23 protein-coding genes and 1 tRNA gene are annotated in these 23,576 nt (G+C 64.6%); 13 read left to right on the forward strand and 11 right to left on the reverse strand.

Annotation, left to right across the window (positions count from 1 at the left end; translation table 11 throughout):
* Positions 1 to 164: 164 nt before the first annotated feature.
* Complete coding sequence (locus EP007_RS08560; RefSeq protein WP_128477254.1) at positions 165 to 941, reverse strand: helix-turn-helix transcriptional regulator; 777 nt, start codon at positions 939 to 941, stop codon at positions 165 to 167.
* Positions 942 to 1,102: 161 nt separating this feature from the next.
* Here EP007_RS08560 and EP007_RS08565 point away from each other — a divergent pair, with 161 nt between their 5' ends.
* Entirely contained in the window at positions 1,103 to 2,047 is a 945-nt protein-coding gene (locus tag EP007_RS08565; RefSeq protein ID WP_166035497.1) for a twin-arginine translocation signal domain-containing protein, read from the forward strand.
* A gap of 281 nt (positions 2,048 to 2,328) precedes the next feature.
* On the opposite strand, the gene EP007_RS08570 is transcribed toward EP007_RS08565, so the two are convergent.
* Positions 2,329 to 4,824, reverse strand: coding sequence for an ABC transporter ATP-binding protein (locus tag EP007_RS08570; protein ID WP_128477256.1), 2,496 nt, complete (start codon positions 4,822 to 4,824; stop codon positions 2,329 to 2,331).
* Positions 4,825 to 5,031: 207 nt separating this feature from the next.
* On the opposite strand from EP007_RS08570, the gene EP007_RS08575 reads away from it, so the two are divergent.
* The 3 genes from EP007_RS08575 (at position 5,032) to EP007_RS08585 (ending at position 7,520) form a co-directional block, all read left to right on the forward strand.
* The gene (locus EP007_RS08575) at positions 5,032 to 5,463 is read left to right on the forward strand and encodes a universal stress protein (RefSeq protein ID WP_128477257.1); all 432 of its coding nucleotides are present in this window, start codon (positions 5,032 to 5,034) and stop codon (positions 5,461 to 5,463) included.
* A gap of 102 nt (positions 5,464 to 5,565) precedes the next feature.
* On the forward strand, positions 5,566 to 6,705 hold the full coding sequence (locus tag EP007_RS08580; protein ID WP_128477258.1) for a DHH family phosphoesterase: 1,140 nt from the start codon (positions 5,566 to 5,568) through the stop codon (positions 6,703 to 6,705).
* Positions 6,702 to 7,520, forward strand: coding sequence for a BtpA/SgcQ family protein (locus EP007_RS08585; RefSeq protein WP_128477259.1), 819 nt, complete (start codon positions 6,702 to 6,704; stop codon positions 7,518 to 7,520). Before EP007_RS08580 ends, EP007_RS08585 begins: the two co-directional genes overlap by 4 nt.
* Positions 7,521 to 7,529: 9 nt before the next feature.
* Here the strand turns inward: EP007_RS08585 and EP007_RS08590 are convergent, their stop codons facing one another.
* From EP007_RS08590 to EP007_RS08600, 3 genes are all read right to left on the reverse strand, one after another.
* Entirely contained in the window at positions 7,530 to 8,522 is a 993-nt protein-coding gene (locus EP007_RS08590; RefSeq protein WP_128477260.1) for a carbohydrate kinase family protein, read from the reverse strand.
* Positions 8,523 to 8,589: 67 nt separating this feature from the next.
* A complete protein-coding gene (locus EP007_RS08595; RefSeq protein ID WP_128477261.1) occupies positions 8,590 to 8,868 on the reverse strand; it encodes a hypothetical protein in 279 nt (92 codons plus the stop codon).
* Between the two features lie 86 nt (positions 8,869 to 8,954).
* Complete coding sequence (locus tag EP007_RS08600; protein WP_128477262.1) at positions 8,955 to 9,377, reverse strand: DUF5807 family protein; 423 nt, start codon at positions 9,375 to 9,377, stop codon at positions 8,955 to 8,957.
* A gap of 373 nt (positions 9,378 to 9,750) precedes the next feature.
* On the opposite strand from EP007_RS08600, the gene EP007_RS08605 reads away from it, so the two are divergent.
* Positions 9,751 to 10,326 carry a DUF1684 domain-containing protein gene (locus tag EP007_RS08605; protein ID WP_128477263.1) on the forward strand — a complete coding sequence of 192 codons (576 nt, stop codon included), beginning with the start codon at positions 9,751 to 9,753 and terminating at the stop codon, positions 10,324 to 10,326.
* 142 nt (positions 10,327 to 10,468) lie between these two features.
* A complete protein-coding gene (locus EP007_RS08610) occupies positions 10,469 to 11,317 on the forward strand; it encodes a hypothetical protein (RefSeq protein ID WP_128477264.1) in 849 nt (282 codons plus the stop codon).
* Between the two features lie 191 nt (positions 11,318 to 11,508).
* On the opposite strand, the gene EP007_RS08615 is transcribed toward EP007_RS08610, so the two are convergent.
* Positions 11,509 to 12,210 (reverse strand): class I SAM-dependent methyltransferase, encoded by a 702-nt coding sequence (locus EP007_RS08615; protein ID WP_128477265.1) that lies wholly within the window; start codon positions 12,208 to 12,210, stop codon positions 11,509 to 11,511.
* 150 nt (positions 12,211 to 12,360) lie between these two features.
* Here EP007_RS08615 and EP007_RS08620 point away from each other — a divergent pair, with 150 nt between their 5' ends.
* Together EP007_RS08620 and EP007_RS08625 are read left to right on the forward strand one after the other, a co-directional pair.
* Positions 12,361 to 12,801: a DUF2391 family protein gene (locus EP007_RS08620; RefSeq protein ID WP_128477266.1), complete on the forward strand. Its 441-nt coding sequence runs from the start codon at positions 12,361 to 12,363 to the stop codon at positions 12,799 to 12,801.
* 66 nt (positions 12,802 to 12,867) lie between these two features.
* The gene (locus tag EP007_RS08625; protein WP_128477267.1) at positions 12,868 to 13,455 is read left to right on the forward strand and encodes a DUF7090 family protein; all 588 of its coding nucleotides are present in this window, start codon (positions 12,868 to 12,870) and stop codon (positions 13,453 to 13,455) included.
* Positions 13,456 to 13,950: 495 nt separating this feature from the next.
* Here EP007_RS08625 and EP007_RS08630 read toward each other — a convergent pair.
* Positions 13,951 to 14,063: transfer RNA gene (locus tag EP007_RS08630), tRNA-Lys, on the reverse strand.
* An 83-nt stretch (positions 14,064 to 14,146) separates the two neighbouring features.
* Here EP007_RS08630 and EP007_RS08635 point away from each other — a divergent pair.
* The gene (locus tag EP007_RS08635; protein WP_128477268.1) at positions 14,147 to 15,454 is read left to right on the forward strand and encodes a M20/M25/M40 family metallo-hydrolase; all 1,308 of its coding nucleotides are present in this window, start codon (positions 14,147 to 14,149) and stop codon (positions 15,452 to 15,454) included.
* A 390-nt stretch (positions 15,455 to 15,844) separates the two neighbouring features.
* Here the strand turns inward: EP007_RS08635 and EP007_RS08645 are convergent, their stop codons facing one another.
* Positions 15,845 to 16,561: a DUF7119 family protein gene (locus tag EP007_RS08645; RefSeq protein WP_128477270.1), complete on the reverse strand. Its 717-nt coding sequence runs from the start codon at positions 16,559 to 16,561 to the stop codon at positions 15,845 to 15,847.
* A gap of 135 nt (positions 16,562 to 16,696) precedes the next feature.
* Here EP007_RS08645 and EP007_RS17420 point away from each other — a divergent pair, with 135 nt between their 5' ends.
* The 4 genes from EP007_RS17420 to EP007_RS08660 all read left to right on the forward strand — a co-directional run bounded on the left by EP007_RS17420 (position 16,697) and on the right by EP007_RS08660 (position 20,145).
* Positions 16,697 to 16,840 (forward strand): FmdB family zinc ribbon protein, encoded by a 144-nt coding sequence (locus EP007_RS17420; RefSeq protein ID WP_166035499.1) that lies wholly within the window; start codon positions 16,697 to 16,699, stop codon positions 16,838 to 16,840.
* A gap of 62 nt (positions 16,841 to 16,902) precedes the next feature.
* Positions 16,903 to 17,877 (forward strand): oxidoreductase, encoded by a 975-nt coding sequence (locus EP007_RS08650; protein WP_128477271.1) that lies wholly within the window; start codon positions 16,903 to 16,905, stop codon positions 17,875 to 17,877.
* Positions 17,878 to 17,971: 94 nt separating this feature from the next.
* Positions 17,972 to 18,739: an SIR2 family NAD-dependent protein deacylase gene (locus tag EP007_RS08655; protein ID WP_128477272.1), complete on the forward strand. Its 768-nt coding sequence runs from the start codon at positions 17,972 to 17,974 to the stop codon at positions 18,737 to 18,739.
* A gap of 101 nt (positions 18,740 to 18,840) precedes the next feature.
* The gene (locus EP007_RS08660; RefSeq protein ID WP_128477273.1) at positions 18,841 to 20,145 is read left to right on the forward strand and encodes an O-acetylhomoserine aminocarboxypropyltransferase/cysteine synthase family protein; all 1,305 of its coding nucleotides are present in this window, start codon (positions 18,841 to 18,843) and stop codon (positions 20,143 to 20,145) included.
* A gap of 5 nt (positions 20,146 to 20,150) precedes the next feature.
* Here the strand turns inward: EP007_RS08660 and EP007_RS08665 are convergent, their stop codons facing one another.
* The 3 genes from EP007_RS08665 to mutL form a co-directional block, all read right to left on the reverse strand.
* Positions 20,151 to 20,612 carry a hypothetical protein gene (locus tag EP007_RS08665; RefSeq protein WP_128477274.1) on the reverse strand — a complete coding sequence of 154 codons (462 nt, stop codon included), beginning with the start codon at positions 20,610 to 20,612 and terminating at the stop codon, positions 20,151 to 20,153.
* A gap of 6 nt (positions 20,613 to 20,618) precedes the next feature.
* A complete protein-coding gene (locus EP007_RS08670; protein ID WP_128477275.1) occupies positions 20,619 to 21,230 on the reverse strand; it encodes a DUF7342 family protein in 612 nt (203 codons plus the stop codon).
* Between the two features lie 65 nt (positions 21,231 to 21,295).
* Positions 21,296 to 23,509, reverse strand: coding sequence for a DNA mismatch repair endonuclease MutL (mutL, locus tag EP007_RS08675; RefSeq protein WP_128477276.1), 2,214 nt, complete (start codon positions 23,507 to 23,509; stop codon positions 21,296 to 21,298).
* Positions 23,510 to 23,576 lie beyond the last annotated feature (67 nt).

Here is a 23,576-nt window from a genome sequence, read left to right on the forward strand (position 1 = left end):
AAATGTCACCGCCACGGCGGGCCGAAGACGTGACGGCTCGGGTGTTGCCCAAAAACGAAGTCTTTGGTTGTCCACGTCAGGTTCGACTCTCCGTAGAAGAGACGAGACGCCGAATGCGCCTTGTCTTGGAAAATCGATGCTAGCCTCAAACAAACCAACTTTAGTTATGCGGGTAACTGCCAGTTAGCGGATGTTGCATCGGTGAGGTACTGATCGAACTTCTGGAGCGCCCAAGTGGTAGCAACTGGGTTCTGATTTTCTATTATTCCGGTCACCATTCCGTTCTCGTTGTGCATTACGAGAAAGACGGAAGGTTTGGGTTCTATAACTATGATTAATCCGTACGGAACGCTCTCTATCTGCCAGAGTTGTGCGTCTCTCATCAACATTCCATCTCCCTCGTCGTCTCGTTGTCGGAGTTTATCAATAGCGGCCGATTTAACGATTAGTTCGAGGGACAGTTCACTCGCTTCGACTCGCCGACGAAGGAGTTTCACGAAACGAGAGGCAACGACAGGTAAAAGGCCATGAAGTTTCTCCGCATTCTTGAATACAGCTTCGAGTTCTTCAATTGGGCGCAAAGGCGTTTCTTCGGTCGCGCACACTGTTCGTATCTCTGCAAAGAACCAATAGGGTGGGTACTTTTGGAGTGAAGCGTCTCGGAGAAGTGGCTTGATTTCGGAAATATTTCCAGAGATGTTCCAGAGTTCACTAATGAGATTGCAGTACAACTGACCGAGGTTCGACAACCGATACCCGTTTTGACATCGTTTAACTAATCCTGATTCGATTAACTTGTGTGCCCGTCGATAGACCGTTTTGGAGGACACATCCAGTTCCTGAGCGAGACAACTCTTGTACTGCGGTCCTCTCTGGAGGGCGGAAGTCAATTCATGATGCTCCAAAGCGTGCACCAGCGCATCTTTCTCGCTTGAAGCCATAGTTATCTAACACTTTGGAGCCGATTATAATTAAGCCTTATCAAAATTATAATTATAGATATAGTGGACAGATACTGTCTTCCCCCGGACATTGATTTTCGTTCCCAAGACAGTAATTAAGTAGAATATGTATCCACGATATGGTTCTGTCGGTGTCAAAGATGTCAGACAACGACGCGAGTCGGAAGAACCTGAACCGACGAGACTTCATCAAAGCCAGCGCGGCAGCTTCTGTGGCCGGTGGAACGCTTTCAACTTCCGCTGCTGCGCAGACTGCCATTGCTTGGAACCACCCAGAACACGACGACTACAACGTCGACCGGTTCGAAGGACACCTCACGTCCTACACGAACGTTTACCAAGCAGACTCATTAAATTCCTATGAGCACTGGTTCATCCCCGTCGAAGTCGAATCAGATGTTACGAGCCACTTCAAAGACTACAATGGAAACTGGCAGTGGGTCAGAGAAATTCGTTCATCTTACTTCAAGTGTGAGTGGCCATCGAACAAGTACAGTGACCTGAATGAGGTTGACGCAGAGAAAGACAGTAGTCACTACGGAGGCTACGATGTCGATCACGAGAAAGACTACACGTACTGGAACCTTGCCGAGGACACCACAAAAGACGGACTCGATTACCTCGCCGGTCTCGTCCCACTTGCGGGTGATGTCTACGGTGCTGGGAAGGTACTCGACAACTTTGGGACGAATCTAAGCAAAGTGGGTGACAATACTGGTGAGTGGCGAGTCGACTATGATTGGGTGAATCCCAATGAACTCTCAGAAACCCATTACTGGGACAAGGTCGACGTGCAACTCAAGCCCGACGATAGTATCACTATCGATATCGAAGACCACGTCGCAGCACATACCGAATTGGTGAATGACTACAGCATCGAAATTACTGCACCGGAATCGTCACCAAACGCCATCTCGAAGATGACGACGGCTGAGCGAAAGGAGCGTGGAATCAACGTCTACCGTGCGAGCGAGGTCAAGAAGACCCCCGGTAAATTCGGGTTCTCACCTCATCGACTCGAAGGCGTTAGACCGGACGAGAAAATCTACACAGCCCCGATTGAGGTAACCCTCCTCGACGAGTAGTCAGAAACAGCGTCGAAAGGATTTTTCATACTGCAATAGTAACGTAACTATGGTGTACTTAAATGGTCTCGTTGCAGGGGTGGTATTTCTCGTGCTCGGATCAGGGATGATATATTTGTCAACGCAGATCGCACAACTATTCCTTATAATCTACAGTCTCGGCGAACCCGCACCGAATTCCGTCGCAGATTGGTTGGTGAGGGGCGTCGGTGCGTTCGTCATATTACTTGGACTGCTCATAATTTGGGCATCTCTTCAACAGGTCTGACCCGAGTGAACGCTCACTGCGGTTGTTCGTAGAGGTAGCACGCCGCAGGATGGGCGTCGTCCTGCAGGACCGGGTCCTCCATCTCGCAGACACTCCTGAAGTTCTGAATCAGCAGCGACTCGGCGGCCTCCCAGTCGCCCGACGCGAGGTGGTCGAACGACTCCGCAACGAGTTCGCGGGGTCGCCCCGAGGGTTCCGCGTCGAACAGTCGGTCCCAGAGGACGGCCTTGAACGCGGCGGGCGAGGCGTCGGGGCGTCCACCGTCCGCGGCGGTCGCGGTTTCGGTCTGTGCGCTCTCGCTCGCTGCGGCCTCCTCCCACATCGCGTCGAGGTCGATGGCGCGGGTCTCGACGCGCTCGCGGTAGTTCATGATTTCGCGGTAGGCGTCCTGGTCCACGTCGAGGTCTTCCGGCGGGATAATCTGGGGACACCGCGTCCGGAAGTTACACCCCGACGGCGGGTCGATGGGTGAGGGAACGTCGCCTTCGAGGATGACCCGGTCGTCGGTGTCGATTCGCGGGTCTGGTTCCGGAATCGCCGACAGCAGTGCCTGCGTGTAGGGGTGTTTCGGGTCGGCGAACAGCTCGTCGGTGTCGGCCACCTCCACGATTTTGCCGAGATACATCACGGCCACGCGGTCGGAGATGTGCCGGACGACGCTCAGGTCGTGTGCGATGAACAGGTAGGTGAGTCCGAACTCCTCCTGCAAGTCCTCCAAGAGGTTCAGAATCTGGGCCTGCACCGATACGTCCAGCGCGGAGACGGGTTCGTCGGCCACGATGAAGTCGGGATCGACCGCGAGTGCGCGGGCGATGCCCACGCGCTGGCGCTGACCGCCGGAAATCTCGTGGGGGTACCGGTCGTACTGGCCCGGTTCGAGACCGACTTCCTCCATCAGCTCGGTGACGCGGTTTCGCCGCTGTTGCTTGCGCGACATCCCCTCCGGCGGCGACTCCTCGGGCAGGTCGTGAATCTTCAGCGGCTCAGCGATGATGCTTCCCACCGTCATCCGCGGGTCGAGACTGGACAGCGGGTCTTGGAAAATCATCTGCATGTCCTTGCGCTTGTCGCGCAACTCCTCGCGGTCCAGTTCCGAGAGGTCGGTTCCTTGGAACACGATGCGACCGTCAGTCGGCTCTTCGAGGTGAAGCAGGGTCCGGCCCGCGGTGGACTTCCCGCATCCCGACTCGCCGACGAGACCCACCGTCTCGTCCTCGTAGATGTCGAAGCTCACGCCGTCAACGGCTTTGACGCTCTCGGTGTCGTCGCCCAACCACTCGTCGAGCATGCCGTCGGCCCGCGAGAAGTGCTTTTTCATCCCGTCTACTTCGAGGAGTCGGTCGCCGACTTCGTGGTCGTCGGTCGTGACGCTCTCGAACTCCTCGCCGTACTGGCTCTGGTCGAACTCTTCGAGGACGCACTTCGCGCGGTGGTCCACGTCCTCGGGACCGTGCTGGAGGTTCGGAATCTCGCCCTCGGTACACTCGGGTTGTGCCCACGGACACCGCGATGCGAAGTGACACCCCTCGGGCATGTCGATGAGGTCGGGGACGTTGCCCTCGATGGGCGTGAGTCGCTGTTTGTCCTCCTGCGGGATGGATTCGAGCAGGGCGTAGGTGTAGGGGTGGCTCGGGTTGTGGAAGATTTCGTCCACGGGACCGACTTCCACGATGTCGCCCGCGTACATCACGGCCACGCGGTCGCAGGTCTCGGCGACGACGCCGAGGTCGTGGGTGATAAAGAGGACCGACATGCCGAGTTCGTCCTGCAGGTCGTTGATCAGGTCGAGAATCTGGGCCTGAATCGTCACGTCGAGCGCCGTCGTCGGTTCGTCGGCCACGAGCAGTTTCGGCTGACAGGCCAGCGCGATGGCGATGAGGACGCGCTGGCGCATCCCGCCGGAGAACTCGTGGGGGTACTCCTCGACGCGCTCGGTCGGTTCGGGGATGCCAACCTCTTCGAGCATGTCGATGGTGTCGGCCAGCAGTTCCTCGTCCATCTCCTTCCCGCCGAGACTCGGCGCGATTTCCCGGACCGCATTCCACCACGAGTCCTTCTTCTGGCCGCCGTACTGGTGGAGACGCAGGCTCTCGGCGACCTGCTCGCCCACGGTCAGCGCGGGATTGAGCGAGGTCATCGGGTCTTGGAAAATCATGCTCATTTCGCCGCCCCGAATCTCGCGCATCGGGTCCTCGGGCGCGGCGAGCAGGTCGATGTACCCCTCGTCGGGGAACACGAAGTCGCCGACGCCGGAGGGGTATCGCTCGGCGAAGTCGGCGGTCAGTTCCTCGTGGCGGAACGCCGCCTCGCCGTTCACGATTTCGCCGGGGTTGTCCACGAGTTGCATCAGCGAGAGCGCGCTGACGCTCTTGCCGGACCCCGACTCGCCGACGAGACCGACCGTCTCTCCCTCCCGGATGTTCAGGTCGAAGTCGTCAACGGCCTTCACCACACCTCGTTCGGTGTTGAACTGCGTCCGCAGATTCGAGATTGACAGTAAGTCACTCACAATTACGCGAAAGTGGTGCGTCCGCGGGCAAATACCTTTCCACTTTTTCTACCGGCTTTAGCGGGTGAAAATCAACGAGGCGCGCCGTAGCGACCACCGACGAGCCATCTCACTCGCTCTCGCAAAACTGACCACGGGGGTATTTTGGTACTCCCGACCCGGCACGACTCACCGAACTTTAAGAGGCGTCCGGCAGTAGACGCAGGCATGATTGACACCGTCGTCGTCGCCACGGACGGGTCCGAGAGCGTCACCCGCGCGGTCCGCGTCGCGCTCGACCTTGCCGAGCGATTCGACGCCACGGTCCACGCCCTCTACGTCGTGGACACCGGCGAAATCGAGTCCTCGCCCGAGGAGTTGCGCGACGAACTCCGCGACGCCTTGGAGTCCCAGGGCGCGGACGCGCTCGACGCCGTGCGCGACCACGCCGACCGGGAGTTGACGACCGCGGTCCGCGAGGGTCGCCCGGCCGCAGAGATTACCGAGTACGCCCGCGAGCGGGACGCCGACATGGTGGCGACCGGAACGCGGGGCCGCCACGGCGAGAACCGCTTTCTCATCGGAAGCGTCGCCGAGCGCGTCGTCCGGTCGTGTCCGGTGCCCGTGCTGACGGTCCGGCAACTCGAAAACGAGGAGTAGCGCGGCGACGACCGTTTTCGAGACGCGTCGTGGCGCGCCGGGCGACGGGACCCACCGTCCGACAACCGAGGATTCTTCCCCGGCGCTCCCCGACGGAAGGGTATGAAAGACTGGGTCATCGACGACGACAATCTCTCCGTAGAGCGAAAATCTATCCTGCCCGGCGAGGGCTTTTTCGTCCCCGATTCCGTCGAGGAGGCCAAAGAGGAGGCCGAGGCCGAGGCGACCCTGACCGGGACCGAAGTCGCGGTCGTGGCCGACCCCGACGCCGACGGACTCGCCTGCACCGCGCTGGTCCGCGAAGTTTACGGCGAGGCCGCGCTCATTCCCGCCGGACCGCACGACCTCGAAGAGGCCTTGGAGCGGGTCGCCGACTACAGCGAACCCGGCGCGAAAATCTTCGTCTGCGACCTCTGTCCCGACACCTACGACGAGGTCGCCGAGTCGCTGGAGGCGCTGGTCGAGCAGGCGGGCGAACTCCGGTGGTTCGACCACCACCAGTGGACCGACGACGTGGCCGAGGCGGTCCGCGACGCTGGTGTCGAGTTGGTCGTCGGCGACAGCGACGAGGAGTGTACCGCCGACGTGGCCGTGCGGTCGCTCGACTACGACTTCCCCGACTACCTCGTCGAACTCGCGGCGGTCACGCGCGACCACGACCTCTGGATTCGGGACGACGAGCGCAGCGACGACTTGGCGGACTTCTCCTACTGGTCCGACCCCGAGGAGTACATCGAGACGGTCGCCCAACACGGCGCTGACCTCCCCGAGGACATCGAGGAATTCCTCGCCGAGATGCGCGTCGAGAAGGAGGCCCTCATCGAGAAGGCGGTCGCCCGCGCCGACATCGAGGAGGTCGGCCCGTGGACCGTCGGCGTGACCTACGGCCGGTGTTCCCAGAACGAGGTCGCCGAGGCGCTGCGCCAGCAGGGCACCGACGCCGCCGTGGTCGTCAAACCCTCCGGAAGCGCGTCGATTCGGGGCACCGACGAGTTCGAGCGCGCTCACGAGGTCGCCCGGCAGGTCAACGGCGGCGGCCACCCGAAGGCCGCGGGCTGTAAGCCGCGAATCTACGACGATATGCTCGACTACGCCCATCACTGGACGACCCGCGGCGCGACCGCAAAGCAGGTCATTCTTGAGGCGTTCTGGAACGTCGCGCGGGACGTGAAGACCGAAACGGCGGCGGCCGAGGGCGACGACGCCAACACGAGCGACGAGTCAGCCGAGAGCGACGAATGACGACCGACTACCTCGCCATCGACGCCGAGAAACCTATCGTCGGCATGGTTCACCTCCCACCGCTGCCGGGCGCGCCGAAGTTCTCCGGAGCGTTCGAGGAAGTCCGCGAAACCGCACTGCGGGACGCCCAGCGACTCGAAGCCGGAGGCGTGGACGCGCTAATGCTCGAAAACTTCGGCGACGCGCCGTTCTATCCCGACGACGTGCCCAAGCACGTCGTCGCGTCGATGACCCGCATCGCCGCCGACATCCGCGAGGAAGTGGACCTCCCGATGGGAATCAACGTCCTGCGCAACGACGCCGAGGCCGCGCTCTCGGTCGCCGCCGCAGTCGAGGCGGCGTTCGTCCGCGTGAACGTTCACGTCGGCGCGCGCGTGACCGACCAAGGAATCGTCGAGGGCGAGGCCCACGAGACGATTCGCCTGCGCGAGCAACTGGACGCTGACGCCGCCATTCTCGCGGACCTCGATGTGAAACACTCTGCGGCGCTTGCCGACCGCCCCATCGACGCCGAGGTCGTCGCCGAATCGGTCGAACGCGGTCTCGCGGAGGGCATCGTCGTCTCGGGCGCTGGCACGGGTCACGAGGTCGGCGGCGACCACCTCCGCGCGGTCGCCTCGGCCCGCGACGAGGCCGGACTGGACGCGCCGGTCTTCGTCGGCAGCGGCGTCACCGCCGAGAACGCCGCCGACATCCTCTCGGTCGCGGACGGAGCCATCGTCGGCACCGCGCTGAAAGAGGGCGGCGAGACGACGAATCCGGTCTCGGTCGAGCGCGTGGAGACGGTCCTCGAAGCCGTCGAGCGCGTCCGGTAGCCCGGTTCGCTACCGCGAGTCGAGGAATCTCCGGACTTCCGTCTCGGTCGGCAGGCCGCCTCTCGCGGTCTCGGCGCGGCAGTTGAGCGCCGCGGCCGCCGCGGCGAAGCGCCCGGCCTCGCGGGCCGACCGATTGTCGAGTAGCCACCCGTGAATCAGACCCGCGGTGAAGGCGTCGCCCGCGCCGGTCGTGTCGGCCGTCTCGACCGCGAACGCCGGGAGTTCGAGGATGTCGCCCGCTTCCGTCAGCAGGAGCGCGCCGTCGGTTCCGCGGGTAACCGCGGCGCGTCGGACGCCGCGCTCTCGGAGCGTCTCGACAGCGCCGCGGGGGTCCTTGCCGAGGTACGAGCGCGCGGAGACTTCGTTGGCGACGAAGCAGTCACAGACCGGCAAGAGCGCGTCGAGGGTTTCGGGCCGCGTCGCTCTCTCTTCGAGTTCCGAGAGGGGTCCCGCGAGGTCGAAGACCAGCGGCGGGCAGTCGTCGCGTTTCCGGGCGTCCACGAGGTCGGCGACCACCGGGTCGGGCGCGTACGCGCTGGTGAACGCGAGGTCGGCCCGCCGGACGTACGCGCGGTCCTCGCCGGAGAGTCGGAGGTTGGGGACGGCCTCGCCGCCGTTGACTATCATCCGCTCACCGTCGGGGTCGCGCAGAATCATCGAGTAGGTGGTGCGCTCGTCGGACGCACCGCGCTGGACGCGCCGGGCGTCGATGCCTCGCTCGCGGAGGTCCGCCAGAATCCGGTCGGCCGCCGCGTCGTCGCCGACCCGCGAGACGACGCCGGTCTCGCGGCCCAGTTCGGCGAGTCCGGCCGCGACGTTCGCCGCGACCCCGCCCGCCGCGGTCGCCTCGTCGCGGACGAACGCGCCGCCGTCGGGTTCCGGCAGGTTGGTCAGGCCGTAGATTCGGTCGAGGACCGCGCTCCCGACTGTGACGACATCGAGGGCGCGGTCGTCCGCGGCCTCGGAGTCGGTCGCCGCGCCGTCGCCGTCGAACTCGTTCATCGCCGTGACCGAGGGACCGGGCGGTCAAACCGCTTACGACGCCGGGCGGTCGGGACGATTCTCGGAGCTACGGTTTCCGAAACTCGTAGGAGACATCGCCGCCCTCGACGCGGACGGTCTCGGCGTCGTGGTCGAAGTAGAGCGCTTCGACGGCACCGTCCTCGAAGTCGTGGAGCGGCATTCCGGCCGCGACGCGGCCGTCCTTGGTGACGAGAAGGGTGGCGCTCCCGACGGTCACCTCGATGCCCTCGTCGCTCTCTGCGAGTTCACCGCCCGCGCCGAACTCCCGGAGGTGGTCGGCGACCGCGTTCCAGTCCTCGATGGGGACGCGCTCGTAGTCGTCCATGAGGGTTCTGCGGTCGTGGACGGCAAAACGGCTTGGGCCAGCGATTCACAGGTCGCGCATAAATCGAACGTCCGAGAGAAAAACGCCTACTCCGCGTTGTCGGCGACCCACTTCTCGGAGTACGCCGTCCCGCAGTCGCAGTACGAGTAGGCGTGGATCACGTCGCCCTCGGCGTAGAGGTCGCCGACCTCCTCGTTCTGTTCCTCGGCGAACGCGAAGACGAACTGCGAGTCACCGTCGCACTCAGGGCAGTCGCCGCCCGAGAGGTCCCGCGCGATTGTGCCTTCGGTACCCATCGCCTGCTTGGCGAACCCCATCGCGTCCATGCCGGTCGCGGTCTTGAAGACGCTCCGGCCCTGGTCGCCCTCGACCACCAGCACGACGCCCTTCTCGACCGTTTTGCCGTGCTTCGCCAGACCGTTGCCGTCGCCCTCCACGAACGAGTCCGAGAGGAACAGCGCCACGTCCTCGGGTCGCTCGCCCGCGAGGAACTGCTCGCGTTTATCCATACCCTTGGTAGGGAGAGCGACGGGAAAAGGCCCGCGTTCTCGATGGGTGCGAGCAGGCGGGAGGATGAGGAGGCTGGACAGTCCACGCGGCGCGTGCGGGCGCGGCGCGCGACTGCGCGCCGCGCCAACCGCGCGAGGGATGAGCGAACGACCGAACGCAGTGAGGGAGTAAGCGAATCGGTTGGGGAGGCGTGAGGCCGTCGCGGTGCTGTGCGGGGCGGGGCCGTGCGGTTTGATAGGCGTCGGCAGTCGCTCGCTCCGACGACTTCGCAACCATGTCGTCGCGGGACGCTTCGCCGTCGAAAAACCCCGCCTCGGTTTCCGACCAGCAGTGATGAGAAGCGTTACCCGGCGCGAACGACTACGCACGTCCATGACCGAGACGACGCCCGAGGACGGCTTCGACCCCGAGGAGTGGCGCGAGCAACTCCGCGCCCACCGCGACGAGAAGGACGACTTTTTCGCCGACCACCCCCAGTCGCCGATTCCGCCCGCGGAGCGCGACGACTTCGAGAGCCTCGACTACTTCGACCCGGACCCAGACTACCGCGTCACCGCGAGCGTCGAGGTTCACGAGCGACCCGACCCCGTGGAGATGGAGGTCAGCGAGAGCGTGCCACAGCGATACCTCCGAGTCGCCACGCTCCGCTTCGAACTCGGCGACAGGGAGGACGCCGACTCGTACGAACTCGCGGGCTACCGCCAGCAGGAGGACGACGACGGCCTGTTCGTCCCGTTCCGCGACAAGACGACCGGCCAGCAGACCTACCGCGACGGCCGGTACATGGAGTTCGAGACCGAGGGTGACCTCGAAGACGGCGGCGAGATAGTCCTCGATTTCAACCTCGCGTACTCGCCGTTCTGCGCGTACAGCGAGACGTTCGCCTGCCCGCTCGCGCCCGAGGAGAACTGGCTGGATGTAGAAATTCTTGCAGGCGAGAAGGCATAGCAGACGGGTTTTACACCGGTATTGTCTGTGGTAAAATCGCTGTAGAAATTAATTCATAAATAGACTATATTACTACCTTCATACGAAAATGACTATAGATAGGAAGTTATATTTCCAATGAATAATTTAACACCTATCAAATATGGAAACAGTACCGTATCATATCGATTCGACTCAGGCCGTTCTCTCCTTGGAGTTCGTAAACCCGGACAGAACGACTGTGGTAAAGAGAAAAAATCAGTACGAATCGAGGAGTTCCAACGAGGGCGAAGTACGAACTGAGATACGCACGCATCCTCTCGACCAACGGGTTTATTCTCTCTACACTGCTGAATTGTTCCCTGCAAAACTACCGGACGATTACGCCGCGGACATGACCGATGCAGAACAGGTACTCCTCGATACGGTTCTCTACGCATTTACGGGCGTCAAGGAACGATGTGAGAGTCGCGGAGAGTCACTCCGATGGTACAAGCGCCCGAATTTTGGTGAAATACTGACGCAGTTTGAGCGCGTCCAGTGGCGGCAGTCTGTTCCCGAGGTGGCAGGGAATCTTCTCTCGAATTTGATTCTTGGTCACCCACTTCTGAATGCCAACCACCGCACTGCGCTTTCAGTCGTCCGAACGTATCTCGAATCTATAGCTCCGGAAATAGAAACGCCAGCAGCAGGTACCGGCCAAGGACAGTGGCACTCTTGGGCGAATGAATACATTCGGGAATCGAAGCGATTGCTCACAGTACGTCGAAATGCAGATTCCTTCTCCTACCTCGAACAGTGGGGTTGCTCAACTGTCACTCGAAAGGAGTCCATTGACATCAACCTCTCTCGGCGAGAGTTAAACGTAGACAACCCTCACAGGTATTACGGCCGTCGTCACCGAGAGAAAAGCATCGAGTTCGTTACTGAACTAATCGAACGTGCGGGTCGGGAGGATTTACTCAATCGTACCGACGACGGGAAGAGCGCGTTCGTGAGTAGATTGGATTGAAACTAGTCCTGCAGAGACGCGGCTTCACGGCCTTTTTCTCTGGCACTCTGACAGAGTTCGGATCGTTGCTTGACCCGATTTTCGACTTCCTCAAGGGCTTCTTCGATGGTCACAGTTGTATCTATACAACCCTCACGTATAAAGTTGGGTTGGCTCTCGTCTGGGAGTTCTCCAGATTGGGTTGGCTCTCGTCAGTGGTCTCCAGATTCTAGTCCGCGCGCCACGCCCACCGTCAGTAAGGTCCCGAACTCACGATACCGCTCCACCATCTCTTCCCGTGAGTCCCAACTGTCGGTCGGGAACTCGCTCTCGTCGGGGATTTCGGTCTCGCGGTCCGGAATGTTGTCCTGCTCGGCGACGGCGAGTCCGGCGTCGCGGAACGCCTCGCGGTACTCCGCCGCCGACCAGCGCGTCATCTCCACGTCGATGTTCTCCTGCCACGCGTGGGAGTGGACGTTCTCCTCGTAGTAGTTCACGGCGCAAAAGAACGTGCCGCCGGGCCGGAGGACGCGCGCGATTTCCCGGAGCGTCTGGTGGGGGTCGTTGGCGTAGTAGAACGCCTCCATCGTGAAGATGTGGTCCACGCTGTCGTCGGCGAACGGCAGGTGGTCGAAGTCGCCGACCAGAAAGCCGACTTGCGGGTCGTCGGTGTACGTCGTGGCGTTGCGCGCCATCTCCGGCGACCCGTCGAGTCCGTAGGCCCGGCCTGCCGCCTTGGTGTCCCGGAGCGCACGGACGGCGTACCCGCTCCCGGTGCCGAGGTCGAGGACGGTATCGTCCTCCTCGACAGGCATCCGTGCCAGCACGTACTTCGCGGTGTTCCAGTGGCGGTCCTCCATTCCCTTGTCGCGGCCCTCGGCCGCCCAGTCGTCGAACTCCTCGCGGACGCTCATGCTGGAACCGAGCGGTGCCACGGACAAAACCGATTCGGAACGGTCGTTCGCTCCGCGCGCGAGTGTCGGGGGCGCGACTCGGAAGGTTCACTGCGGTCCGGCGAACTCCCGGACGCGGGGCTTTTACCCCCGCGGTGTGTCACGACGCGTATGGTCGGATCGAAGAAGCGCTACGCGCTGGCGGACACCGCCCAGCAGGTGGTCGGCGGGTTCCTGCTGGCCGGGCCGTTCGTCGTAACCGAGGAGGTGTGGGTGCTGGCGAGGGATATGACGACCCCCGAGTCGTTGCTCACCGTACTCATCGTCTTTTTCATCGGCTACGGCGCGCTGTACAAGGCCGACGACGACCGCGACCCCGACCGCGAGACGGAGGTCGCGGGCGTCCCCGCGCGGTTCATCTCGCTGATGATCGTCTCGTTCGGGTCGGTCGCCATCCTCTCGGTCGCGTTCGGCGCGCCCGGAACCTTCCTCAGCGACACGTTCACGTCCGGCCGCCCGTCGATGGAGACCGTCGGAATCACGCTCCGCGCCATCAGCGTCGGCGCGGTGTTCAGCGTGGTCGGCGCGGCCACCGCCGACAGCGTGTTCTGACGGGCGGCGACCCGAATCGGCGATTGACCCGCATTCTTAAGTCCTCCGCACGTATTATCGGTGGATATGGATTATCAACTCGCCATCGAAAACACCCCCGAGACGATACCCGGTGGCACCGGCGTCCTCCTCCTGCACCCGAGTACCGGCGAGACGGACCGCATCGACACCGACTTCCTGAAGACCGACACCGACCACTTCCTCGTCATCTCGACGCGAACGACCGCGCGCGAGGTCAAACAGAAACTCGACCACTACGACGTGGACGAGGAGAAAGCCGAGATTCTGGACACGCTGAGCATCGAACGGGGCTACTCGCGGCGCAGTACCGACAACGTCCACTACGTCTCCTCGCCCGACGACTTGGAGGGCGTCCTTGACATCACCCAGCGATTCCTCGAAGAGACCGAGGGCAAGCGCCGCATCAGCCTCGACTCCATCACCGAGATGGCCTACTACGCCGACGAGGCGCGGGTCCGCGACGTGATTCGCCAGATTCTGGGTCTCCTGCGCGAACACGACGCCGTCGGCCTGTTCCACCTCTCGAAGGGTGTCCACGACGAGGAACACGTCGAGAAGTTCATGGGCCTGTTCGACGCCATCATCGACCTCAACCGCGACGGCGAGGTCAACAGCGACTTCGAGAACGTCTGAGGCCTTCTCCGGCGGCTTTCTTCTTCCCGGCGACCGCGAGAGACGATTCGGTCGATTTTGGGGTTTTGCGCTGGCTTCGACGTTTCTGTCTGGCGCGTGCGGGCGCGACGCCGTGTGCGTCGCGCCCATCCGCGCGAGGGACGACTGAGCGACTGAAAGGAGCGATGGAGGAGGTTGGGGAGGCGTGAGGCCCGTGCGGTGCTGTGCGGGGCCGTGCGGTCTGATAGGCGTCGGCAGTAGCCAGCTCTCACTGATTCTGCTTCGACTCTCGCCAGTCTCACCAAAATGCAACTCTCACCGCGTTGCTCGTCGCAAAAGTCACGTCGCAGAAGCGGGCTGGAAGGGATTTGAACAACGCCGAGACGTTCCTGCTCACTTCGTTGCGCGGGCGTGCGACTCGTCTCGTTCAAATCCTTCCGACGAATGATTCCTCCGCTCGCAGTCGTGGCGAGCACACGCTACGCGGTGCTCGCCGATTTGCTTGCGGAGAGAATACGGGCTGGAAGGGATTTGAACCCCTGGCCGTCTGGTGTCTTCCACGACCATCCGGAACCTCCGGGTGAATCGTGCTAAAAGCCAGACGCTCTGCCTAACTGAGCTACCAGCCCTCAGGTTATCGATTGCACCGGGCGTAGTTAAACGTTTACAATTTCTCGGAAGCTTTACGCCGCCGTCGTCAGTCGAAACGGGTATGAGCGACTTTGCCAGCAGGTGGGACGCCGACCTCCGAGCGTTCGCCGAACGACTGCTCCGGTTCGACACCACCGACGGCGACGAAGCGCCCGCCCAAGCGTTCGTCCGCGAGCGACTCGACGACCTCGGTTTCGAGACCTACGAGTGGATTGCCGACGCCGAGCGGTTGGCCCAACACGACTCGTTCCCCGACGACCCCGACGAGATTCCGGTCGCGGGCCGCCCCTCGGTCGGCGGCGTCCTCGAACTCGGCGACCCGGACGCCGGACCGACGCTCGTGATGAACGGCCACGTTGACGTGGTGCCGGTCGCGCGCGACTCGTGGTCAAGCGACCCCTTCGACCCGACGTGGCGCGAGGGAGAACGCGGAGACGCCGGGGGAGCAAACGACGAGACCCTGACCGCCCGCGGCGCGGCCGACATGAAGTGCGGCCTCGCCACCTGCGTGTTCGCGGCGAAGCACCTCCACGAGCGCGCGACCGGCGACTCGCCCGCGGACTCCGCCCTCGACGGCCGACTCGTGGTCGAGAGCGTGGTCGGCGAGGAGGCGGGCGGCGTCGGCGCGGCGGCGTCCGCGCTCTCGAACCCCTATCCCTTCGAGCGCGACGCCGGAATCATCGCCGAACCGACCGACTTGCGCCCCGTCACGGCCTCCGAGGGGAGTCTGATGAAGCGCCTGCGACTCACCGGCCGGTCGGCCCACGCCGCGACGCGGTGGCGCGGCGTGGACGTGCTCCCGTATTTCGAGGAGATTCGCCGGGCGTTCCGGGACCTCGAAAGCGAGCGCGGCGAGCGCGTGGCCCACCCGCTCTACGACCGCTTCCCAGTGCCGTGGCCCGTGGTCGTCGGGCGCGTCGAGGCGGGCGACTGGGCGTCGTCGGTCCCCTCGGAGTTGACCGCCGAGCTTCGAATCGGGGTCGCGCCGGGCGAGACGGTGGCGGAAGTCGAAGAGACGTTCGACCAGCGACTCGCCGAGTTGGTCGCCGACGACGAGTGGTTGGCCGAGCATCCGCCCGAGTTCGAGCGGTTCTCGGTCCAGTTCAAGCCGTCGGAAATCGACGCCGACGAACCGGTCGTCGGCGCGGTCCAGCGCGCGATGGAGCGCCACGGTCTCGACGACACCGACCCGCGCGGCGCGACCTACGGCGCGGACGCCCGCTGGTACATCGAGACCGGTATCCCGACCGTGATGTTCGGACCGGGGAACATCGAGCAGGCGCACTTCCCCGACGAGACGATTCGCTGGTCGGAGGTGCTGACCGCTGGCGAGGTGCTGGCGGACGCGGCGGCGGAGTTCTTGGGGTAGAGGCGCGATAGTTGCTCTGTCGGCGAGGTATGCGAAGTCGCCTCTTCGTAGAGAGAGCCACTTACGATTCTTTCGAGCAGGGCCGCCAGTACACTCTGCCGCTGGCACTCGCCTTCTTCGTGGCGAGGTCGCCAACAAAAACCAAATCGTCCAACTTGTTTCTCGCGGTATTTCGATGGCAGTTCAACTCCTCAGAAATCTCCGGTGCAGTGAACGGTTCACATCGGTCGTCGGTTTCCTTGAAGCAGTCGAGTACGTCGTCGGTGGTAATTCTCGGTTTCCTGCCGGTCATTGTCGCTAGCGACAATTATCGCGGCACTACGTCAAACCTGACGACTGTCTGCTGACGACTCGCATGACCATTCTTGGCGCTACAGAGTTCTTACTATATTAGTCGAACTTCTCGTCTAACGCCTCGGCGACGACTTCCTCGGGGTCCCTGCCTTCCATCGCGGCGACGCGCCGGAGTTCCCGGTAGGTGTCGGTCGGGAGCGAGAGCGTGAGTCGGCCGGGCCGGACGCCGCGGTCGGCCAGCGCCTCCTCAACGGGTGTTCCGCCATTGACCGCGCTGGCGGCCGACCGGACCTCCCGGACCGTCAGGTCGCCGTCGAGGACCGCCCACGCGAGTTGAAAGCGCTCCTCGCCGCTGACGCGGGCGATGTGCTTGGCCGCGGTCGGGGCGATGTGGCCCATGGCGACGTACCGCCGGATGGACTGGGGCAGGTCGTGGACTCGCGCCCACTTCCGGATGAACGCGACCGTCACCTCCCCGCCCGCGCGCTCTGCCGCGGCCTTGTACGACCCTTCGCCGCGGACAAGCGCCGCGCACGCCGCCGCGCCCCGGAGCATGAACACGTTGTCCTCGGCCCCGGCCGTGTTCTCGGCGAAGCGCGCGACGGTCTCGGCGGCCTCAACGACGCTCTCGTCGTCGGTGGGGTCGAAGGCCTTCGCTTGCGCGGCGCTCTGGCCGGTGACGGCCGCGTCGCCCCGGACGACCGGTTGGCCGACCGGCGACTCCCTGTCGGTCGGCGGTACGCCGCGCTCGCCGGGCGACGACTCGCGGTCGGGCGAACGCCCGACTTCGTCGCTCTCTCCGTCTTCGCTCATCGGACGAACGGTGACGCTCGCCGGGCAAAAAGCCGCGGGTGGGGACAATAGTCGCCGTTGCCGGGGCCGCAAGCGGGTGGACAGGTCAGGCGTGATTAGTAATCGCTTTTGCGGTGGGGGAACGTCTCGCTCACGATGGGAATCTTTCGCCGACTCGCCGAGCGACGCCGCGGAGACGACGAGGGAGAGTACGTCTGCACGCTCTGCGGGGAGACGTTCGACTCGCGCGCGGTGGTCGTCTGCCCCGAGTGTCGCGGGTTCGTGGAGCGCCGGACGTAGCGAGCGTTCCGGCGAGTCGTCGCGGCGATGCCTTTCAGTGCGTGCCGTCCGTACGTTCGTACATGTCACCGAACCGCGGCGAGTGGACGACGGCCCGAATGCCCGAGATGGACGAGCAAATCGTGGTCGTCACGGGCGCGAACAGCGGTCTCGGCTACGAAGCGACTCGCGCGTTCGCCCGACAGGGCGCGCACGTCGTCATGGCCTGCCGGAGCGAGGAGCGCGGCGAGACCGCCAAGCGCCAGATTCGAACCGAGGACGCCGAGGGGAGCGCCCGCGGGTCGCTGGAGGTGGCCGAACTCGACCTCGCGGACCTCGATTCGGTCCGGTCGTTCGCCGACGAGTTCCGGGCGGCCCACGACGAACTCCACGTCCTGTGCAACAACGCAGGCGTGATGGCGATTCCGCGACGTGAGACTGCCGAGGGCTTCGAGATGCAGTTCGGCGTCAACCACCTCGGCCACTTCGCGCTGACCGGCCACCTGCTCGATGCACTGCTCGACACGCCCGGACAGACGCGCGTCGTGACCCAGAGCAGCGGCGTCCACGAGCGCGGCGACATCGATTTCAGGGACCTCCACCACGAGGAGTCGTACGACGAGTGGGACGCTTACGCCCAGAGCAAACTGGCGAACGTGCTGTTCGCCTACGAACTCCAGCGCAGATTCGACGACGCGGACGCCGACGCCATCAGCGCGGCCTGCCACCCTGGATACGCCGCGACGAACCTCCAGCACCGCGGTCCCGAGATGCGCGACTCGACGCTCCGACTCTGGGCGATGAAGGCCGCGAACGCCGTCCTCGCCCAGTCGGCCGCGGACGGCGCGCTCCCGATGCTCTACGCCGCGACCGCGCCCGAAATCGAGGGCGGGGAGTACGTCGGTCCCGGCGGCCTGTTGAACATGCGCGGCGCGCCCGAAGCCCAGCGGTCGAGCGAAATCTCTTACGACCGAAATCGCGCCGAACGGCTCTGGGAAGTCTCCGAGGAGTTGACCAGCGTGACTTACGACCTCGAACGACCGGCGACCGCGGACTGAGCGACTCGCCGCCGACTGCCGGAGAGTCGAGCGACCGCGGACCGACGCCCGCGCTGTCGCGTGGTTTTTGCCCGCTCGGCCGCAAGTTCCGGGTATGGACAGAATCGACGCCGCCGCCCGCGAACTCCGAGACGCCGACGTCGCGGCCGCGCTGACCGGCGCGGGAGTGAGCGCGCCCTCGGGGGTCCCGCCGTTCCGCGGCGAGGGCGGAATTTGGTCGGAGTACGACCCCGATGCCTTCGACGTGTGGCGCTTCCGGCGGACCCCCGGCGAGTTCTGGACCGATTGGCTCGACCTCCGAGCGGACTTACTCGACGCCGACACCGAACCGAACGCCGCCCACCGCGCGCTCGCCGACCTCTCGGCGGCGGGCCACCTCGACGCCCTCCTCACCCAGAACATCGACGGGTTGCACGGAGACGCCGCGAGCGGCGTCTCCGCCGACGCGAACGAAATCGTGGAACTCCACGGCAACGTCCGGCGCGCGGCCTGCCGGAACTGCGGGCGGACCACCGCCGCCGATGACGCCCACGAGCGCGCCGAGTCGGGGGACCTGCCGCCGCGGTGCGACGTTTGCGACGGCGCGCTCAAGCCCGACGCGGTGTTGTTCGGCGAGCAACTGCCCCGAGGCGCGCTGGCCAGCGCCCACGAACACGCCCACGCCAGCGACGCGTTTCTGGTCGCCGGGTCGTCGCTCACGGTCGAACCCGCCGCGTCGCTCCCCGCGGCGGCCGCCGACGGCGGCGCGACCCTCGTCGTGGTCAATCTGGACGAGACGCCGCTGGACGAGCGGGCCGACTACGTCTTCCGCGAGGACGTGACCGAGGTCCTGCCCGCGCTCCGGGACGCGCTCGGCGAGTAGGGTCGCCGTCCGAGCGAAAATTTGCCGGAACCGCGGCCCCGAAGCAGAAGTTGCGACCACCCGCCGACCTAAGCCGCTGGCCCGCCTCGGTGGAAACGACCATGACCGATTCCGACGACGCCGACGACCGCTCGATTCACACCGACAGCGTCCACGCGGGCCAAGACCCCGACCCGGCCACGGGGTCGCGCGCGCCGCCCATCTACCAGACCACCTCGTACGTCTTCGACGACGCCGACCACGCCGCCTCGCTGTTCGCGCTCGAAGAACCCGGAAACATCTACAGCAGGCTGACGAACCCGACGAACGCCACGCTCGAAGAGCGCCTCGCCACGCTGGAGGGCGGCGAGGCGGCCCTCGCCACGTCGAGCGGCATGGCCGCGCTCGATTTAGCCACCTTCCTGCTCGCCTCGGTCGGCGACAACGTCGTCACGGCGTCGTCGCTGTATGGCGGCACCTACACCTACTTCACGCACACCGCGCCGCGCCGGGGCGTCGATGCGAAGTTCGTGGACACGCTCGACTATTCGGCCTACGAGGAGGCCATCGACGAGGACACCGCGTTCGTCCACCTCGAAACCGTCGGCAACCCCGCGCTCGTCACGCCGGACATCGAGCGCGTCGCGGCGATTGCTCACGACCACGACGTGCCGCTGTTCGTGGACAACACCTTCGCCACGCCGTACCTCTGCAACCCCCTCGACCACGGCGCGGACCTCGTCTGGCACTCCACGACGAAGTGGCTCCACGGGAGCGGTTCGACCGTCGGCGGCGCGCTCATCGACGGCGGGACCTTCGACTGGGACGCCGACGACTACCCCGAAATCGCCGACGAGAACCCGGCCTACCACGGCGTCAACTTCAAGGAGCGGTTCGGCGACGCCGCCTTTGCCTTCGCCGCTCGCGCTCGCGGACTCCGTGACTTGGGCAACCAGCAGTCGCCGTTCGACGCGTGGGTCACGCTCCAGAAGTTGGAGTCGATGCCCCTCCGCGTCGAGCGCCACGCCGAGAACGCGCTGGCGGTCGCCGAGTATCTGGAGGGCCACGACGACGTGGCGTGGGTCAACTACCCCGGACTCGAAAGTCACGAGACCCACGAGAACGCCGAGAAGTACCTCGATGGCGGCTACGGCGGCATGATAACGTTCGGACTGGAAGGCGGTTACGAGGCCGGACGCGCCGTGACCGAGGAGACCGACCTCGCTAGTCTGCTCGCCAATGTCGGCGACGCGAAGACGCTCATCATCCACCCGGCCAGCACGACCCACCAGCAACTCACCGAGGAAGAGCAGTTGGCGAGCGGAACGACGCCGGACCTCGTTCGCCTGTCGGTCGGCATCGAGGACGTGGAGGACATTATCGCGGACTTAGAGCAGGCTATCGCGGCGGCACAGAAGCGAGCCTAATCGGGTCAGGGCGGATTTTCGGCGTCGTTGAGAGCGGTCAGCGACTCGGTCTCGTAGGCTCGTCGCCAGAGTTTGTGAATCGCCCGAGCCACCGTTTTCGGCTCTTCGACACGAATGCAGGACGCCTCGGCGTCTTTCGACGGTGCGTTCGGTGCCGGATGGAAGTGGCGGCCGGGAGCGCCGTCCTTCGGGTGGCGGTCCCACCGGAAGTTCACGGTCTTGGAATCGACGTGATGGAACGTGTAACAGCCTGTCCGGTACCACGTCACGTCGAATCGTGCCCACTCTGCGCCCCCGATGCCGTCGTCGAAGTGGACGTGAAGCTCTCGCGGGTTGATGAGGTTGTTCAGTCCCGTTTCGCTCTCGTCTACGAGTCCGTCGAGGTTCGAGAACACCTCCCGGATTTGCTCCATGGCGGCCACATCGGGTGCCCCTACGTCACCGTCCAAGTCGTCTTCAGCCAGCATTGGCTCTCAGACGTTCGCTCCCGATTCGGTTCCGGCGAACGCTCCACTGGTCTTGTTTCCGACGCGCTCGTCGCTGGCACCTGCGGCGCTCTCGTCGTCCGGGTCGAAATCGTACAGCGAGAGCGCAGCCTTCGCTATGTCCAAGTTCTCTTCGAGTGTCCGCCACCGGGCGAGGTCCTGCCAGCCCTCGTCGCCGGAGTCGAGTTCGTAGGCGAGGTCGTCCGGGTCGTTCGCGCCGTACTCCTCGCGGAGGTCGGCGATTTGGTCGCGGAGTCGCTCGATGGCGTCGGTCAACTCCGGTTTGGAGGACTCGCGGTGAATCGACGCGATACGCCGGACGGCGACACTTTGGGCGGACCGCTTGTACTTCGTGCCCTGCTCTGCGGGGACCGTCTCCGCCTGTCCGATTTCGGCGAGCGTCGAGAGGTGGTCTCTGGCGGTCGGTTCGCTGACCTGCGCGCGCTCGCCGAGTTCCTTGGCGAACTGCGGTTCGCTCGTCACGTCCAGCACCTCGTGGACGCGCTCGAACGGCGTCGTCGCTTCGACCCACTCCTCGACTGCGGCCTCGTTCACGTCGCCCTCCCACGGCGAGGACGGCGGTGTATTCTGACTCGTCATTGTCGGTGGTCCTACCAGTACGGTACACCACACGAACAAAAATAGTTTTCTCCGAGAAACTATACTTATTCCTCTCCGCGCCGCCCCGCGTGCCCCGGATAGTCGCGCTCGAACCGGTCTTCTATCTCCTTCTCGCCGAACTCGATTATCACCGGTCGCCCGTGCGGGCAGGCGTAGGGGTTCTCGCAGTCGTCCAGCGCCGCGAGCAGTTCCACGACCGACCCCTCCCGCAAGGATGTGTTCCCGGTAATCGATGGGTAGCACGCCAAATCCGCGAGCAGGTCGTCGGCGACCGCTTCCACCGTCTCGCCGCGGTCGTCGGGGTTCGTCGAGACGAACTCTCCGAGCGCGTCCCGGAGGAGTGCGGGGTCCAGCGTCTCGTCCAGCACGGTCGGCGCGGTCCGGACGACGACGGTGCGGCCGCTCGCGGGTTCGTCCTCGCCGTCGCTCGCTCCGTCGTTCTGCGCGCTTCCAGCGTCGCGCTCGTCCTTTCGCTCGGCGCGGAACCCGAGTCGTTCCAGCGCCTCGCGGTACTCCTCAAAGACGGCGGCCTCGCCCGCGGTCAACTCCAACTCGGCGGGCCGGGCGAGCATCTGGGTGGTCGAGTCGTCGGCGAACTCCGCGCGCAGTCGCTCGTAGTTGACTCGCTCGTCGGCCGCGTGCTGGTCCACCAGCACCAGTCCATCGGGAGTCTCGGCGACGACGTAGGTGTCGTGGAGTTGGCCGAGAATCCGCATCCGGGGCAGGGTGTCGAACTCGGGGTCCTCTGTGGTCTCGCCCGCCAACGTCCCGGACTCGGTCGGTGCCGCGAACTTCCGGTCGGCGTCGGTCGCGGTTCCGGTCGGGTCGGCGGTGTTGGCGGTCGCGTCGGTGGCCGTCCGCGCAGTTCTCTCGGTGTCGGAACTCGCGGGAGTCGTCGTGGCCGTCTCGGCGGTGTCGGTGGTCCCGGTAGCGGTCTCGGTGGTGTCGCCCGCCGTCTCGCCGCCGACCGAAGTCGTCCCGGTCGTCGCCCCGCTATCGCGGCGTCCTGCCTCCACCGCGTCCGAATGTGCCCCAGAACTCGACTCGTCGGGGTCCGTAGTTCTCTCGACCGATTTCGCCGTCGCGCTCTCCGTGTCCGGACGCTCGTCCAGCGTGGCCTGCTCGCGTTCGTCGGCGTCCACGAGTTTCGCTTGGGTCTCGCGCTCCTCGTTGCTCTTGCTCTCGCACTCGGGCGCGATGCTGGCCTCGTCTGGCGCGCTCCGGCCGCGCGGGGCCGACGAGCGAACGAGTCCGTGGTCGAGCAGGGCGTCCTCGACTGCACTCTCGACGGCGTTTTTGACCGCGCTCTCGTCGCTCCACCGACATTCCATCTTGCGCGGGTGGACGTTTACATCGACCTCGTTCGGGGGGACCTCCACGAAGAGGACCGCGAAGGGGTAGCGCTCCGCGGAGAGTTGGCCGCCGTAGGCCGAGAGGACCGCCTCGCGGACGACCGGCGAACTGACGTACCGGCCGTTGACGAAGGTGGACATGTACTCGCGCGTGCTTCGGGTCGTTTCTGGGTCGCTGACGTGGCCCGAGACCGACGCGGATTCGGAGTCGCCCTCGACTGCTATCATCGACTCGGCGACCTCGCGGCCGTACACTGAGAGGAGCGCCGACCGAAGGTCGTCCCGACCGGTCGTGGCGAACACCTCCCGGTCATCGTGGGTCAGTGACACCGCCACGTCGGGGTTGGCCAGCGCGTAGCGCGTGACGACCGTGTTGACGTGTGAAAACTCCGTGGTCGTCGTCTTGAGGTACTTCCGGCGCGCGGGAGTGTTGTAGAACAACTCCTCGACTTCGACCGTGGTCCCCACGGGGCGACCGGCGGGACCGACCGACTCGACCTCGCCGCCCGCCATCCGAAGTTCGGTCGCTCGGCCGCCGTCTCCGCCGCTGGCCCGCGGCTTGGAGGTAATGGTCACGCGCGAGACCGCGCCGACGGTGTGGAGTGCTTCGCCCCGGAACCCCAAGGTCGTCACCCCCGCGTCGAGGTCGTCGGCGTCTTCGATTTTGCTCGTAGTGTGTTCGCGGACCGCGGCCCGGAGGTCGGTCTCGCTCATGCCGATGCCGTCGTCGCTGACCGCGATTCGGTCGGTGCCGCCGTCCTCGACGGTCACGTCGATGCGGTCGGCGTCGGCGTCGAGGCTGTTCTCGACCAACTCCTTGACGACGGAGGCAGGGCGTTCGACGACCTCCCCGGCGGCGATTTGGCGGACGGTGGCGTCGTCCAACTGGGTGATTCGGTCGCTCATGGTCGGGCGTCGGTGGTCTCGGTCGGTCGCAGGGCGACGGTGCCGGTCGTCATCACCTGCAACGAGA

Source organism: Halorussus pelagicus, from assembly GCF_004087835.1.
Taxonomy (GTDB): Archaea; Halobacteriota; Halobacteria; order Halobacteriales; family Haladaptataceae; genus Halorussus; species Halorussus pelagicus.